This is a genomic window from Rhodoglobus sp. G.S.23 (genome assembly GCF_056675935.1).
Genome location: NZ_CM155237.1, coordinates 2,803,242 through 2,817,264, shown reverse-complemented (window position 1 = coordinate 2,817,264; position 14,023 = coordinate 2,803,242). Strand labels below are relative to the sequence as shown.

General features: G+C 59.6%; 17 protein-coding genes. 12 read left to right on the top strand and 5 right to left on the bottom strand.

Annotated features, from left to right (window positions below):
- Positions 1–69: 69 nt before the first annotated feature.
- From AC1ENN_RS13725 to AC1ENN_RS13715, 3 genes are all read left to right on the top strand, one after another.
- A complete protein-coding gene (locus AC1ENN_RS13725; RefSeq protein WP_480406284.1) occupies positions 70–870 on the top strand; it encodes an ABC transporter ATP-binding protein in 801 nt (266 codons plus the stop codon).
- Positions 871–892: 22 nt separating this feature from the next.
- The gene (locus tag AC1ENN_RS13720) at positions 893–1,750 is read left to right on the top strand and encodes an ABC transporter permease (protein WP_480391451.1); all 858 of its coding nucleotides are present in this window, start codon (positions 893–895) and stop codon (positions 1,748–1,750) included.
- An 86-nt stretch (positions 1,751–1,836) separates the two neighbouring features.
- Positions 1,837–3,204 (top strand): NtaA/DmoA family FMN-dependent monooxygenase, encoded by a 1,368-nt coding sequence (locus AC1ENN_RS13715; protein ID WP_480406283.1) that lies wholly within the window; start codon positions 1,837–1,839, stop codon positions 3,202–3,204.
- Here AC1ENN_RS13715 and AC1ENN_RS13710 read toward each other — a convergent pair.
- Positions 3,201–3,800 carry a PadR family transcriptional regulator gene (locus AC1ENN_RS13710; RefSeq protein WP_449647759.1) on the bottom strand — a complete coding sequence of 200 codons (600 nt, stop codon included), beginning with the start codon at positions 3,798–3,800 and terminating at the stop codon, positions 3,201–3,203. The two genes, AC1ENN_RS13715 and AC1ENN_RS13710, sit on opposite strands and share 4 nt — an antisense overlap.
- Positions 3,801–3,943: 143 nt before the next feature.
- Here AC1ENN_RS13710 and AC1ENN_RS13705 point away from each other — a divergent pair, with 143 nt between their 5' ends.
- The 4 genes from AC1ENN_RS13705 (at position 3,944) to AC1ENN_RS13690 (ending at position 6,344) form a co-directional block, all read left to right on the top strand.
- Positions 3,944–4,438, top strand: a complete 495-nt coding sequence (locus AC1ENN_RS13705; RefSeq protein ID WP_449647758.1) for a flavin reductase family protein — start codon at positions 3,944–3,946, stop codon at positions 4,436–4,438.
- A 61-nt stretch (positions 4,439–4,499) separates the two neighbouring features.
- Complete coding sequence (locus AC1ENN_RS13700) at positions 4,500–4,907, top strand: riboflavin kinase (protein ID WP_480406282.1); 408 nt, start codon at positions 4,500–4,502, stop codon at positions 4,905–4,907.
- A gap of 97 nt (positions 4,908–5,004) precedes the next feature.
- A complete protein-coding gene (dcd, locus tag AC1ENN_RS13695; RefSeq protein WP_449647756.1) occupies positions 5,005–5,610 on the top strand; it encodes a dCTP deaminase in 606 nt (201 codons plus the stop codon).
- Between the two features lie 65 nt (positions 5,611–5,675).
- On the top strand, positions 5,676–6,344 hold the full coding sequence (locus tag AC1ENN_RS13690) for a hypothetical protein (protein WP_480406281.1): 669 nt from the start codon (positions 5,676–5,678) through the stop codon (positions 6,342–6,344).
- Between the two features lie 53 nt (positions 6,345–6,397).
- On the opposite strand, the gene idi is transcribed toward AC1ENN_RS13690, so the two are convergent.
- The gene (gene idi, locus AC1ENN_RS13685; protein WP_480406280.1) at positions 6,398–6,925 is read right to left on the bottom strand and encodes an isopentenyl-diphosphate Delta-isomerase; all 528 of its coding nucleotides are present in this window, start codon (positions 6,923–6,925) and stop codon (positions 6,398–6,400) included.
- A gap of 106 nt (positions 6,926–7,031) precedes the next feature.
- Between idi and AC1ENN_RS13680 the strand changes: the two genes are divergently transcribed.
- From AC1ENN_RS13680 to AC1ENN_RS13660, 5 genes are read left to right on the top strand one after another with little or no spacing between them, the layout of a single operon-like run.
- A complete protein-coding gene (locus AC1ENN_RS13680) occupies positions 7,032–7,898 on the top strand; it encodes a phytoene/squalene synthase family protein (RefSeq protein WP_480406279.1) in 867 nt (288 codons plus the stop codon).
- A complete protein-coding gene (crtI, locus tag AC1ENN_RS13675) occupies positions 7,895–9,454 on the top strand; it encodes a phytoene desaturase family protein (RefSeq protein ID WP_449647753.1) in 1,560 nt (519 codons plus the stop codon). Before AC1ENN_RS13680 ends, crtI begins: the two co-directional genes overlap by 4 nt.
- 2 nt (positions 9,455–9,456) lie before the next feature.
- Positions 9,457–9,774 carry a lycopene cyclase domain-containing protein gene (locus AC1ENN_RS13670; RefSeq protein WP_449647752.1) on the top strand — a complete coding sequence of 106 codons (318 nt, stop codon included), beginning with the start codon at positions 9,457–9,459 and terminating at the stop codon, positions 9,772–9,774.
- On the top strand, positions 9,771–10,139 hold the full coding sequence (locus AC1ENN_RS13665; RefSeq protein WP_449647751.1) for a lycopene cyclase domain-containing protein: 369 nt from the start codon (positions 9,771–9,773) through the stop codon (positions 10,137–10,139). Before AC1ENN_RS13670 ends, AC1ENN_RS13665 begins: the two co-directional genes overlap by 4 nt.
- Entirely contained in the window at positions 10,132–10,989 is an 858-nt protein-coding gene (locus tag AC1ENN_RS13660; protein ID WP_449647750.1) for a prenyltransferase, read from the top strand. Before AC1ENN_RS13665 ends, AC1ENN_RS13660 begins: the two co-directional genes overlap by 8 nt.
- Before the next feature lie 43 nt (positions 10,990–11,032).
- Here the strand turns inward: AC1ENN_RS13660 and AC1ENN_RS13655 are convergent, their stop codons facing one another.
- The 3 genes from AC1ENN_RS13655 to AC1ENN_RS13645 form a co-directional block, all read right to left on the bottom strand.
- A complete protein-coding gene (locus AC1ENN_RS13655) occupies positions 11,033–11,503 on the bottom strand; it encodes a MarR family winged helix-turn-helix transcriptional regulator (RefSeq protein WP_480406278.1) in 471 nt (156 codons plus the stop codon).
- Between the two features lie 95 nt (positions 11,504–11,598).
- Positions 11,599–12,399: an isocitrate lyase/PEP mutase family protein gene (locus tag AC1ENN_RS13650; protein ID WP_480406277.1), complete on the bottom strand. Its 801-nt coding sequence runs from the start codon at positions 12,397–12,399 to the stop codon at positions 11,599–11,601.
- An 84-nt stretch (positions 12,400–12,483) separates the two neighbouring features.
- Positions 12,484–13,941: an MFS transporter gene (locus AC1ENN_RS13645; protein ID WP_480406276.1), complete on the bottom strand. Its 1,458-nt coding sequence runs from the start codon at positions 13,939–13,941 to the stop codon at positions 12,484–12,486.
- Between the last annotated feature and the right edge of the window lie 82 nt (positions 13,942–14,023).

Here is a 14,023-nt window from a genome sequence, read left to right as displayed (position 1 = left end):
ACCACCCCGCTCGGATGCCGCACCAACCCACCCGGTGCGGCATCCGGCTTCACAACTCAGGGAGTAACTGTGGAAACCGCACAGCCACACGCCGGCGTTCGTATTGAGAACGTCTCTAAGAGCTTCGGGCCCGATGGGGCTCGAACGCTCGTGCTCAATAACGTGAGCCTCTCGATAAAGATGGGCGAATTCGTTTCCGTCATCGGCCCGAGTGGCTGTGGCAAGTCCACACTGCTGAAAGCTGTCGCGGGTCTTTTGCCCGTTGACGGCGGCACAGTGATGGTAGACGGGATGACAGTCGCTGCGGCCACGAAGAACAAAATGATTGGTCTTGTTCCTCAGTCGCCGGCGCTGCTCCCCTGGCGGACTGTGCTCGACAATGTGCGACTGCCGATGACGGTGAATCCGAAAGCGAATGCGAACCGCAACCTGCGCGACCCTCGCGAGATTTTGGAGTCGTTCGGCTTGGGCGCCGCGCTCGACAAGTATCCCGGCCAGCTCTCGGGCGGAATGCAGCAGCGCGTTGCTATTGCTCGCGCGTTCGTATTTGACCCGAGCGTCCTGCTCATGGATGAACCGTTCTCGGCGCTCGATGAAATGAATCGTGATTCGCAGCGGCTGGGGTTGCTCGACTTTTGGCAGTCCAACCGCAAGGCCGTGATGTTCGTCACCCACTCCGTGCCCGAGGCGATCATGCTCTCCGACCGCATCGTGGTGATGGGGGCGCATCCAGGCCACATTGCCGAAATCATCGATGTTCCCCTGGCGCGTCCCCGCACGATCGACGTGTACGCGACCGACGAGTTCCGCGATCTTGAAGGTCACGTGCGTCAAACACTCCGCGAAGTGATGGGGCAAAAGAGTGCCTAAGTCACGCAAAAACGAGGACACCATGTCAACGACAGAGACGTCAGCTCTCGCAGTTCAAGCGGCGTCCAGTGCAAGCGGACGCCGCTTCTCGCCGCTCGCCACGGCAAAGCTCAAGCAAAATCTGAGCTGGGCCAACTGGGCCCCTGCTCTGATCACTTTTGTTATTGCTGCAGCGCTCTGGCAGGTCACTGCGATCGCCAATCCTTACGTGATTCCGACGATTGACCAAGTCTGGGTCAGCCTGATTAAAGACGCCGACACCTACTGGGCCAACATGCTCGTGACGGGCCTTGAGGTTCTGGTGGGTGCAAGCTCAGGCATCCTCGCCGGGTTCATTTTGGCGATCATCATGGCGGAGTTTCAGATCATGGAGCGCGCAATCATGCCGCTCGTGGTCGTTGTCATGGTGACCCCGATCGTGGCGATCGCTCCCGCTCTGGTTGTGGCGTTCGGCTTCGGCATGACCCCTAAATTCATCGTTACGGCGCTCGTTGTGTTCTTCCCCATGCTCGTTAATTCGCTTGCCGGGCTGCGAGATGTGGATGACCGCGCTCTCGACGTGATGAAGACACTGCATGCCAGCCGCTGGGAGATCTTCCGCGACCTGCGTTTCACCGGTTCAATGCCCTACGTGTTCGCGGGACTGCGCATTGCGCTTCCGCTCGCGATCGTTGGTGCAGCCGTTGCAGAGTTCGTCGCCGCCGGTCAACAGGCGGGGCTCGGATCCCTCGTCACGATCGCTGCTGCGCAAGCCAACCTGCCGGTCACCTGGGCCAGCATCGCGCTGCTCTGCCTCATGGGAGTCATCCTGATTTCTCTCCTCGCGCTCGTTCGCAAGCGAGTGCTCTGGTGGAGCGACGGAGCCGCCGTCGGCCGCTAGCTTTCGGCTCCACCCACCTTTTCCCGCCTCCACTCTGACCTTTTTCACCACAATCAGACTTTTTCACCACCACGAAAGGTTTCACCATGAAGAAGCTTCGCTTCGGTCTATTCGAAAACCCCCAGGCCAACGACTCGGGAACGTCCACCTGGCGTCACCCCGACAACAAACGCGACATGTTCGACCGCCTTGACTACTGGCGTGAAATCACCACCATCTGCGAAGAGGCTGGCTTCGACTTCATGTTCTTGGCGGATGCTTGGGGCTGGGCCGATGTCAACGGTGAGCGTCCAGACGTGTGTTCGGTCGAGGGCCTCGACCTGCCACGACTCGATCCTGCGATTCTGGCTGCTGCCCTGATCTCGACGACCACGAACCTCGGACTCGTGCTCACGGGATCCACTCTTCTTGAACAGCCCTACGCCTTTGCTCGCCGCATCGCGAGCCTCGACCACCTTTCGGGTGGCCGCATCGGGTGGAACGTCGTGACGACGGGAACCGCCGAGACGGCGTCGCAGGCGTTTGGTGTTCCGATGGTGGCGCACGACGAGCGTTACGACATGGCCGATGACTTCATGGAAGTCGTCTACAAGCTGTGGGAGGGAGCCTGGGAGCGCGATGCGCTCGAGCGCGACAAGAACGGTCGCTTCGCCGACCCCGCCAAGGTGCACCGCATTGAGCACGATGGCCCGTACTTCACGTCGCACGGCTACGGAAACTCTTCGTACTCGCCGCAGGGCACTCCGGTGCTCTTTCAGGCGGGCACGTCACCGCGCGGCCGCGAGTTTGGCGGCAAGCATGGCGAAGCGGTGTTCCTCGGAGGCGGGTCGGTCGAGAAGATAGCTGAGCAGGTCGCCTCCATTCGTGAAGAAGCAGTGAAGAACGGTCGCGCTGCGGATTCGGTCAAGGTCATGTCGGCGTTCACCTGCGCAATCGGTGAGACTGCCGATGAAGCGCGCGCAAAGTACGACGCCGTGCGGGATACCGAAAGCCCGGACGTTGCCGTGGCCTCCTATGCCTGGTTTACGGGCCTAGACCTTTCGTCGTTCGACCCGGCGACGCCAATGAAAGAACTCCACACTGAGCTTTCGCAGACGCAAGTTACTCGCTTCGGAGACCAGACCGTTGGCGATGTTCTCGCGCAATGGCACGGCAACGGAGTGCGCAGCAAACCCTTCATTGGTACTGCGGAGCAGATTGCGGACGAAATGATCGCTCTCGCTGACGGCGCCGACCTCGATGGGTTCTTGTTGACTCCGATGATTCAGCCGACATCGACGATCGATTTCATTGAGCAGGTGCTACCGATTTTGCGGGAGCGTGGAGTCGCCGGCGAAGGATATGATGCGCCGACTCTGCGGGAACGACTTTTGGGCACCGACGATTCGGTGCTTCGCGATGACCACCCGGGCGCCGCCTACCGCGCGACGGCCGTGGCTGAAGTAACGAGCTAGTCGGTAGTGGTTCGAGTGGGACGGTCGCCATCTTCGCCGGCGAAAATGTAGTCGCCGGAACGGATGCGACCGATCACGTCTCGAGCCCACTGCTGTTCGCCGCGCAATCGCGCGGTCGCGAGTTCAAAGATTTCGCGCACGTAGGCGGGAGTCGACGTCGAGGTCGCAACATCACCAATGTGGTACGCGTTGCTGGCAATGCGGGCGTCGATTTCGGTCACGCGGTGTTCGAGCCCGTCAAGCACTTCGTCGCGCTGGAGGGCGTACATGAAGGAAGTGAGCACCATGACGGGTTTGGTGTCGAAGACTTCTACCGTCCACAGAGTGTCGCGCAGCATCCGCAACAGTTCGACTTCACCTTCTTCGGTCACCCGGTAGGTGGTTCGTTCGGGGCGATTGCCGGCGGTTTCGGTGCCGTTCTCGGCAAGGTAGCCGTCAGTTGTGAGCGATCGCAGTGCGTTGTAGATAGAGCCGGGTTGGATGTTGGCCCATTCGTCGATGTGCCAGGTCATGAGTTCACGGCGCAGAAAGTATCCGTGAACGGGCTGAAACTGGTGCACAGCGCCGAGCACGACCAAGCGAGTTGTCGTCGACATGACCCCAATCGTAAGCCACGGATTGCGGCTGTCGGGAAGGAACTCGCTTGTTTATATGATCAAAAATGAATAACATATAGTCCTATGTTCAAACTTGACTAACTAGCCGGTTGGGTGAACATCTCAAGCAAAGGAGTCCGCTCATGTCCACAAAGACCGCCGCGGAAGAAGTCACGCCCCAAGTTGCGCTCCGCCGCGCACTCTCCCTTTTCCCGACAGGGGTCATCGCCCTCGCCGCTGTCGTGGATGGCCAACCCGTCGGCATCGCCGTCAACTCCTTCACCTCGGTTTCGCTCGAACCGCCGCTCGTCGCCGTCTGCCCCGCCCGCACCTCTGCCACCTGGCCGGTGCTGGCGCGAGCCACCAGAGTTGGGCTCAGCGTGCTTGGTGCCGATCAAGAACAGACCGCTCGAAACCTCGCTTCTCGTACCGGCGACCGTTTTACGGGCACGGACTGGAAAGCAACAGAGAGCGGAGCAATCCACATGAACGGAGCTGCACTGTGGCTCGAGTGTGAGATTCGCAACAGTTTCGATGGCGGAGACCACGAGATCGTTACGCTCGAAGTCATCCACTCTGAAGCGTTCCCCGAAGTCGCTCCTTTGGTCTTTCACCTCAGCCAGTTCCGCGCACTCTGAGGGCCTCTTGTTTTCCGCGTCAGCGCTGCTTGCGCGATCAACCACCGATTGTGGGTTCCCCATGGAAGATTCCCCGCCGCTAACCTTTCGCGGCACAGTCGTCCATGGTGACAAACGGGGGCGCGAACTGGGGTTTCCCACCGCCAATGTGCAGGTCAACAGTCTGGGAACTCTTCCTGAGGATGGTGTCTACTCCTGCTGGGTCAGTTTTCCGCCGACAACTACGCGGCACGGTGCGACCATCAGTATTGGAGCCAACCCCACTTTCGACGATGTCACTGATCGCCGAGTCGAAGCCTTCATCCACGATTTTGAAGCCGACCTTTATGGATCCGAAATCGAGCTGACTGTGCACGCCTGGCTTCGCGCCATGGTTCGCTGCGACACTCTCCAAGAACTGATTGACAAGACGGCGGCGGATGTCGCGGCATCGCGCATCGCGCTCACTCGACCTGCACGACTCGAGTGACCTTCGCGGCGCCAGCTTGCGAGCGATCCCGAGTTTTCGGCCGTAAACATTTGCTCGTTTGAGCAATTATCGGGCCGGGTTTCGTTAGTCTTAGGCCATGCTTCTCAGTGATCGCGATATCCGGGCCGAACTTGCCTCTGGCCGTATTGGCCTCGACCCTCTCGATCTTGACATGGTTCAACCATCGAGTGTCGATGTGCGGCTCGATCGCTTCTTCCGCCTCTTCGATAACCATAAGTACCCCTTCATCGATCCGGCGGTCGACCAGCCAGACCTCACCCACCTGATGGAAGTGGATGCCGACCAGCCGTTCATTCTTCACCCCGGCGAGTTTGTGCTTGGCTCCACTTTTGAACTCGTGACTCTGCCCGATGACGTCGCCGCTCGCCTTGAGGGCAAAAGCTCGCTTGGGCGACTCGGTTTGCTCACCCACTCCACGGCGGGTTTCGTTGATCCCGGATTCTCGGGTCACGTCACCCTCGAGCTCAGCAATGTGGCAACGCTGCCGATCAAGTTGTGGCCGGGCATGAAAATCGGGCAGTTGTGCTTCATCAAGACGAGCTCTCCCGTTGAATCGCCTTACGGTTCTGGCCAGTACGGTTCGCGCTACCAGGGCCAGCGTGGCCCGACGGCAAGCCGCAGTTTTCAGAACTTCCACCGCACCGATGTGCGGGCGAATGATGCGGGTTCTGTCGGGGGCTAGTTCCGATTATTACAGTTTGGTGAGGGATATTCTCTTATTCCTCATCTTCGCTTACTGTTGCTCGCATGGACACATTCGCGGGAGCACCGGCACTCTCAGCACGACATTCCGCTCGCGGCATTCTTGTGGCAGTATCCGCGGCTCTGCTTGCTCTCTCGATGGCCGGCTGCGCTGTGCCCGCGGATAATAGTGAGGTTTCGAGCGAGCCAACGTTGAGCCCTGTTGAGCCAACTGCTGCACCGGTTGAGGGACCGTTGGTGATTCCGAACTGCGAGCAGATGTTGCCCGAAAGCATCGCGTTGGAGTATCTGGGCGAGCGAGGCGAACTTCTTCCCACCGATGGCGACCAAGGGCCAGAAGAAGTGCCGTGGGCTCTTCACGCTCAAGGCTTCGACCCCATCCTCGACGCGGTTTCGCAGCGCGACCAGTGCATCTGGGGCTACACCGATGACTTCCACGCCTTCTTTACGATCATGGTCGCCGACGTGTCGAGCGTCGATGGTTCGGCACTCCGGGATCAGATCGCGACCGCTGGTTACGAGAGCACGTCGAACGGCGCGGTCGAAACCTACGTGCTGCAAGAAGAGACGTCTGGCGGCTACGACTACCCGATCATCGCCATGGTCGATGGCCTGTGGCTTTTCGCCGAACTGATCGAGCCCGAAGACAGCCTGCGTGTCATCAACGCGATGCTCGACGAAGTGCGAACGCTCAACCCCACGCGCGGCTATTAATCGCGGGGGAGTGCTTCCGCCGAGGACTCGACGGTGATTCTTGGCTCGGGTGCCTAGCGCTGAACCTCGAGCTGCTCCAACTGCCAGCCAAGCCAAGGGCTGAACGCGAAGGGTGTCGCTGCCACAGCAGTGTGCAGCGACTGGGGGTCAACCCAATCGAATTCGGCGACCTCTTCGGGGTTCGGGGCTGCGGCATCCGTGGTCACTGCACGGTAGACGGGGCAGATCTCGTTCTCGACGATGCCGGATGAGTCAACGGCGCGGTAACGAAAATCGGGCAGCACGAGCTGTACATCACTGACGGTGATTCCGAGTTCGTGCTGGGCGCGTCGGATGATCGCGTCAGTTATGTCTTCGCCGGGAGCGGGGTGTCCGCAAAAGGAATTGGTCCAGACTCCGGGCCAGGTGAGCTTTGACAGCGCGCGACGCGTCACAAGAACCTGACCAGTCGCGTTGTAGACGTGGCACGAAAACGCGAGGTGCAACGCGGTATCTGTCGTGTGCACGAGAGCTTTATCTGCCACACCGATGTGCTCACCTGTGTTTGAGAGAAGTACGACCTGCTCAGGGAATTGGCTCATGATCGCGATAGTCTGCCTAGGTGGATAGATTCGGAATGCCGCACGCACTGTGCCGCAGTGAATACAGCCTAACTGTCGTGTGCAGGGCGCTGGAAAGTCGGCGCGCGTGAGCACCAGACTCAAACTGTATGACCGCGTCGCTGAAGATGCTGCGAGCATCGTCATCCGCAGCTATTCCACGTCATTTTCTGCGGCTTCGCGGCTCTTGGGCGTTGATGTTCGCCAACATGTCGAGAACATTTATGCCTTGGTGCGCATTGCCGATGAGATCGTTGACGGCGGGGCAGAAGAAGCTGGCCTTGACCTGATTTCTACTTCGCGTCAGCTCACTGAACTTGAGCGCGAAACTGAACTGGCGATGGAGCAGGGGTTCAGTTCAAACCTCATCGTGCATGCTTTTGCTCTCACCGCACGCGAAGTGTCGTTTGGTGCAGAGCTCACCGCTCCATTCTTTGAGTCGATGCGCATGGATCTGAGTCAGAAAGTGCACGACCAGGCAAGTTTCGAGCGTTACGTCTACGGCTCAGCTGAGGTCGTTGGGCTCATGTGCTTGTGTGCGTTCTTGCACGGTCACGATGTCACCGATGACAAGCGGGCCAAGCTTGAACACGGTGCACGCGCTTTGGGCGCTGCCTTCCAGAAGGTCAACTTCTTGCGTGACCTTGCCGACGATTTCGAGACCCTCGGCAGAAGCTACTTTCCTGGCATCGATGTTGCGACTTTCACTGAAGAAGGTAAAGTTCGGCTTCTCGATGACCTCGATAACGATTTGCGGGATGCGGCGATCGGTTCCGAACTGCCGCCGAGCAGCAAGAAGGCTGTTGCGCTCGCGCATTCCCTTTTCGCTCAGCTATCGAAACGCATCCGGGCGACTCCGGCCAGCGAGTTAGTGCGCACCCGTGTGCGCGTTCCTGATGTTGTGAAACTGCGGTTGGCTGCGGCTGCCGCGATGGGGGTGAGTCCTCGAGTATGAGTGACGTTGTTGTAATCGGTGGCGGTATTGCGGGGCTCTCGAGCGCTGCGCTTCTCGCCAAGGAGGGGCACTCGGTCACGATTCTGGAGGGCTTGCCTGCTGTTGGCGGTCGTGCGGGGTCGTGGGAACACGATGGTTTCCGGTTCGACACCGGCCCTTCGTGGTACTTGATGCCTGAGGTGTTTGACCACTTCTACAAACTCATGGGAACCAGTGCAGAAGAGCAACTGTCACTTGTAACCCTCGACCCCGGTTACCGGGTGTATTTCGAGGGTGAAGCAGACCCCATCGACATCTCAACGGACCTCGACGAGAACCTTGCGCTGTTTGAGAGCATTGAGCCTGGATCGCGCGTGCGCATGCAGAAGTACTTGAAGTCCGCAGAAGAAACCTATGAGTTAGCTAAGCAATATTTCCTATATACGTCATTTGCTGACCTGCGCACGAGCGCAACGAAAGAGGTATTGGCAAAGGCGGCCCGCTTCATCCGTCTGCTCATCGAACCGCTTTCGCGACTGGTCGCGCGCACGGTGAAGGATGATCGTCTGCGCAAAGTCTTGGGCTACCCAGCAGTGTTTTTGGGATCGTCGCCGTATCTGACGCCCAGCATGTATCACCTCATGAGTCACCTCGATCTGGCTGACGGAGTTCTCTACCCGATGGGTGGATTCACGCGCGTCATCGAGAGCATCGCCGACATTGCGCGCGCCGCCGGAGTCGATATTCGTACCAATGCGAAGGTCACCCGCATTACGACGGTTGACGGAGTCGCGACCGGTGTCGAATACGTCGATGCTGCAGGAACGTCACGCACCCTAACCGCCGATATTGTCGTCTCGGCCGCCGATCTCCACCACACCGAAACCACTCTGCTGGAGTCGAGCGAGCAGACCTATCCGGCCGAGTACTGGCAATCGAAGACGCCCGGGCCAAGTGCCCTGCTGTTGTACTTGGGAGTGAAGGGCGAACTGCCTGAGCTTGAACACCACACGCTGTTGTTCATGAAGGACTGGCAAGAGGGGTTTGAGGCGATTTTCGGTACTGAGCCGAAGGTGCCGGAACCGGCCTCGCTTTACATTTGCAAGCCGAGCGGTGTTGACCCCAACGTTGCCCCCGATGGCTTCGAGAATGTCTTTGTTCTTGTGCCTATTCCCGCCGATCCGTCGATCGGTCGGGGCGAGATTGGTGGCGATGGCGACCCTCGCATTGAGAAGCTTGCCGACACAGTGATTTCACAAATCGGCGATTGGACTGGCATCCCTGATTTCGCCGATCGCATCACTGTTCGCCGAACTGTAGGTCCTGGCGACTTTGCTGCCGACCTCAATGCGTGGCGAGGTACGGCACTCGGTCCCGCCCACACTCTCAAGCAGAGCGCATTCTTCCGCGCTGGCAACGTGAGCAAAAAGGTCACGGGCCTGTACTACGTTGGCGGCTCCACCATCCCCGGCATCGGACTGCCTATGTGTCTCATCAGTGCCGAGGTGCTTATCAAGCGACTGCGGGGAGACACCTCACCCGGTCCACTTCCTGAGCCCCTCTCCGCACAGGATTAGCCGTGATTGTTCTCTACCTTGTTGCGCTGCTGATTTCGCTGACCGGCATGGTGGTGCTTGATCGCCGTTTCACGCTGTTCTTTTGGCGGGATGCACGTCGGGCAACAGTGGTGTTGGTGGTGGGCGTGATCTTCTTCTTTGTGTGGGACCTGCTGGGGGTTAGCCTCGGCATCTTTTTCCGTGGTGAAACCGACTTCATGACGGGACTGCTGGTGGCTCCGGAGGTTCCTCTCGAGGAGATCTTCTTCCTCACGCTGCTCTGCTATCTCACTATGAACGTCTATGGCGCTCTCACCCGCACGAGAGTGGGTGCGGCGTGACTTATTGGCTGCTCAATGCAGTATTTCTTGCGATCGTCACGGCGCTCGCCGTCGTCACAGTCGCCACTCGACGTGCGCCGGGGTGGCGCGCGATCGCGGTCACAGCGGGCATCCTGCTCATCATGACCGCCATCTTCGACAACGTCATGATCTCCGTGGGCCTTGTCGGCTATAGCCCTGACGCCATCAGCGGTGCATTCATCGGTGTTGCTCCGCTCGAAGATTTCGCCTACACAATCGCGGCCGTCGTGGGGTTGCCGTGTCTGTGGATGCTGTTGGGGTCGCGCCGTGGTTCCGGTGCAACAACTACAGCGCCCGCGAAAACCGTAGACTCTCCCGCGAATCCGGAGGCCCACAATGGTTAAGGATCTGTTCCTCTCATCACGTCCCCTCAGCTGGGTCAACACGGCGTTCCCGTTCGCGGCTGCCTACTACCTCACGACCGGGGCGATCGACCTCACCTTCGTGCTGGGCACCATCTTCTTTCTCGTGCCTTACAACCTGGCGATGTATGGCATCAACGATGTGTTCGACTACGAATCTGACTTGCGTAATCCGCGAAAGGGAGGCGTAGAGGGTGCATTGCTTGACCCTCGGATGCACCGGCCAACGCTCATCGCTGCCGCCGTCTCGACGCTCCCGTTTATCGCCTATCTCGTCATTGTCGGCAACCCGCTGTCGTGGTTGGTGTTGCTTATCAGCATGTTCGCGGTTGTCGCGTATTCGGCGAAGGGGCTGCGGTTCAAGGAGAGGCCCTTCTTGGATTCGCTCACGTCGAGCACTCATTTTGTGTCGCCAGCGATTTACGCCCTCGTGCTTACCGGTGCCGCCGTCACTCCCCAACTGTGGGCAGTGCTGGGGGCGTTCTTCCTCTGGGGAATCGCCTCACACGCTTTCGGTGCTGTGCAGGATGTGCTCGCTGATCGCGCTGCCGAAATTTCGTCGATCGCGACGGTGATTGGGGCGCGCGCTACGACCCGGTTTGCGGTTGTCGCCTATCTTGCTGGTGGCATCCTGTTGCTCTTCGCTGCGTGGCCCGGCCCGCTCGGGGCAATCCTCGTGCTTCCCTATGCGGCAATGTGCGCGCCATTCTGGAACATCACGGATGCCACAGCCGAGTCAGCAAACCGTGGCTGGAAAAACTTCTTGGCCCTCAATTTCGTCACAGGGTTCTTCGTGACGATGCTGCTGATCTGGTGGGCCCTAATCCGCTAGCCCGCTCTGTTGGACGTCTCTGTTGACTACTTTCGCTGGCTCGCTAGCTGGCTGGCGGGGCAGCGCCGTCGCGTTGAGTGCTCAGGTTTTTTGCCATCGTCTCGAGCACCGTAACGGCTGTTTCGTACTGCTCTGGTGTGACCCCCTCGGTCGCTTTTGTGCGCTCTTTGGCAATCACGGCGGCGAGCCGTTCGACAACTCCGCGGCCCCGTTCTGTGAGTTCGTAGAGGGAGCCGTCGGTGGTGAGCCATTCGCTTTCCACAAGTTCTTGCAGCGACTCAAGTGAGCTCGTGTGTGCATCTTGGGTCGGCGGAACCGCCGCTCGAGGAGAGCTGAGAAAAGGAGCGATCTCGATGTCGAGAAGGGCAACTCCGGCAGGCCCCTTGGATAACACCACGAGCAGTTGCCACTGCCGACGAGTGATGCCGTGCTCTTCGAGGGTGAGGGCAAATAGCTCGTCGATGATCCGGTCGACGTGCTTCACCCAGTAGCTGATGGGTTGTTGCGTGTCCATGAACCGACATTACTCCTGAGGACGCCGAGGCGGGCGAGGCAAAACACGAGTAGCGTGCTTCGCCCCACCAACTGGGGTCGTCCGTGTGCGATTTGTTAGTACGAGAAGCCGAGTTCGTCAGGGTAGTCACCGAGAGCCGTCAACTGAGTTGCTGCCGCCTGCACGTGCGACAGGGTGAGGCCGAGGGTGCGAGGACCGAAGCTGACGCGGGCGATTCCCAATTCGGCGAGGCGTTTCAACGAAACATAGCCTGGTCCTCCGATGACGGAAATCGGGCCAGAGATCTCGGCCAGTGCACGTTCAAGTTTTTCTTCATCGCTGAGCCCGAGCACGAAGATGCAGTCAGCTCCGGCGGCCAGGTAGGCGTTTGCTCGGGTGACCATGTCCTCCCACTTGCCGCCTCCAGCCAAGACGTCTACGCGGGCGTTGATTGCGATCGGTACGCCCGTTGCGTTTCCGGCGGCTCGGGCGGCAGCAACTCGAGCTGTCGCATGGGGGAGGTCGAAGAGTGGAGCCTTGGCTGGGCCCGAGCTGTCTTCGATGTTGATCCCGGATGCTCCGGCGGCGATCAATCGTTCGACGTTTGCTTGAACGCCGGCGGCATCCGCGGCGTAGCCTTTCTCAAAATCGACGGAGACGGGAATCTCGACGGCGTTGCAGATGACGGATGCCGCATTCAGCGCTTGTTCGATGGTGAGTCCTTCGCCGTCTGGCACACCGTGCGCGAAACTCACCGCATGACTTGCAGTCGCGAGGGCGCGCACTCCTGGGGCTTCGGCGACGATGCGGGCGGTAATGGCGTCCCACACGTTGGAGACGATGAGGGGAGTCCCTGGCACGTGAAGGGAGCGCAACAGTTCTGCGCGGGCGGCGGGGGTGGTGGCATTTTCGGTCATGAGCCAAGCATCCCCGACGCGATGTCGTGCGCCAGCGATTTTCGGACCCGACCGGCAAACTTTGTCGTAACGCTCAGCCCCGAGTTAGTCGATGACGGATTGCTTCGCCTTCACGGGGAGCATGAGCCCGAGCCCGGCGAGGAGAACGATCACGATTCCGATGATTCCGAAGCGTGTGTCGCCGGTCATGGTGACAAAGAGGGTGAAGAGGCCGGGTGCCAAGAAGCTGACGGCGCGACCGGTTGTGGCATAGAGGCCGAAGATTTCACCTTCGCGCCCCACCGGGGTGATGCGAGCGAGGAAGCTGCGGCTCGCTGCCTGCACCGGCCCGACGAAGAGAGTAAGAAAGAGGCCGGCGATCCAGAACCCGGTCTTGGCGTCTCCAACAAACAGCACGGCAAGGCCGGCGATCACGAGTCCAGCAAGTGAGCCAATGATCACGTTCTTGGCACCGAGTTTGTCATCGAGCCATCCGCCAATGAAGGTTCCAATTCCGGCGACAAGGTTGGCAGCGACAGCGAAGTAAATGACTTCGCTTGGGCTGAACCCGAAGACTTGCGCTGCGATGATGGCGCCAAAGGTGAAGACGGCGGCAAGGCCATCACGGAAGACTGCGCTGGCGAGAAGGAACATGAGCACTTGGGGGCTCTTCTTGGCGAGAGTCTTGATGGTGCCAAAGAGCTTGGCGTAGCTCGCGAAGAAACTCACTCGGTTTTCGCGTGCACCCGCAGGGATCTCGGGCACGGCGATCAGTACGGGGATCGCGAAGATGGCAAACCACGCGGCTGAGGCGAGCACGGCGTAGCGCACATCGAGGGCTCCACCATCCGCACCAAAAGGCACATTGAGCAGTCCGTTGCCGGTCTCGCTTCCAAAGTTTTGAATGAACAACACGAGCAGGATGATCAGCAGTAAGATCCCGCCGATGTAGCCCATGCCCCAACCAAAGCCCGAGACGCGGCCAACTGTTTGTGGTGTCGAGACCTGCACGAGCATTGCGTTGTAGTTGACGCTCGCAAACTCGAAGAAGATGTTCCCAGCGGCGAGTAGTGCGGCACCGAGGTAAATGTAGGAGGGCACGGGGGCGACGAAGAACATCGCTCCCATTGCGAGCACGACGAGGCCGGTGTTGATGGCTAGCCATAGTTTGCGGCGACCAGAGCCATCCGAGCGCTGTCCGAGTATGGGAGCGAGAATCGCGACGAGCACACCGGCGATAGTGAGCGCACCCGAGATGACGGTCGTGTTGTTTGCCTTCGCGAGCACGAGGGCTGGGTTCTTGGTGTCATCTCCGGCTGCGGCGAGAACCTCCGGGTCGATGAACAATCCACTTGCGAGGTAGGTGCTGAAGACGAAGGTTGTGACGACAGCGTTGAACGCTGCGGAGCCCCAATCCCACAGTGCCCAGGCGCGAACCCGGCTCTTGGGGATTGGCGAGTCGTCGATGAGACCTTGCCCTACTGTGCCGATCGCCCGGGTATTTGCGACGCGAGGAACTGCAGGAACACTGGGGACCTCGTTGTCGGGAGTCTTGTCCGTCATGCGAACAGGCTAGTGGTGCGGGGTAAACAATTGCGTTAACTGGGCAATTTTTGGCCACATTCGTCCCGGTCCCGCTTAGTGA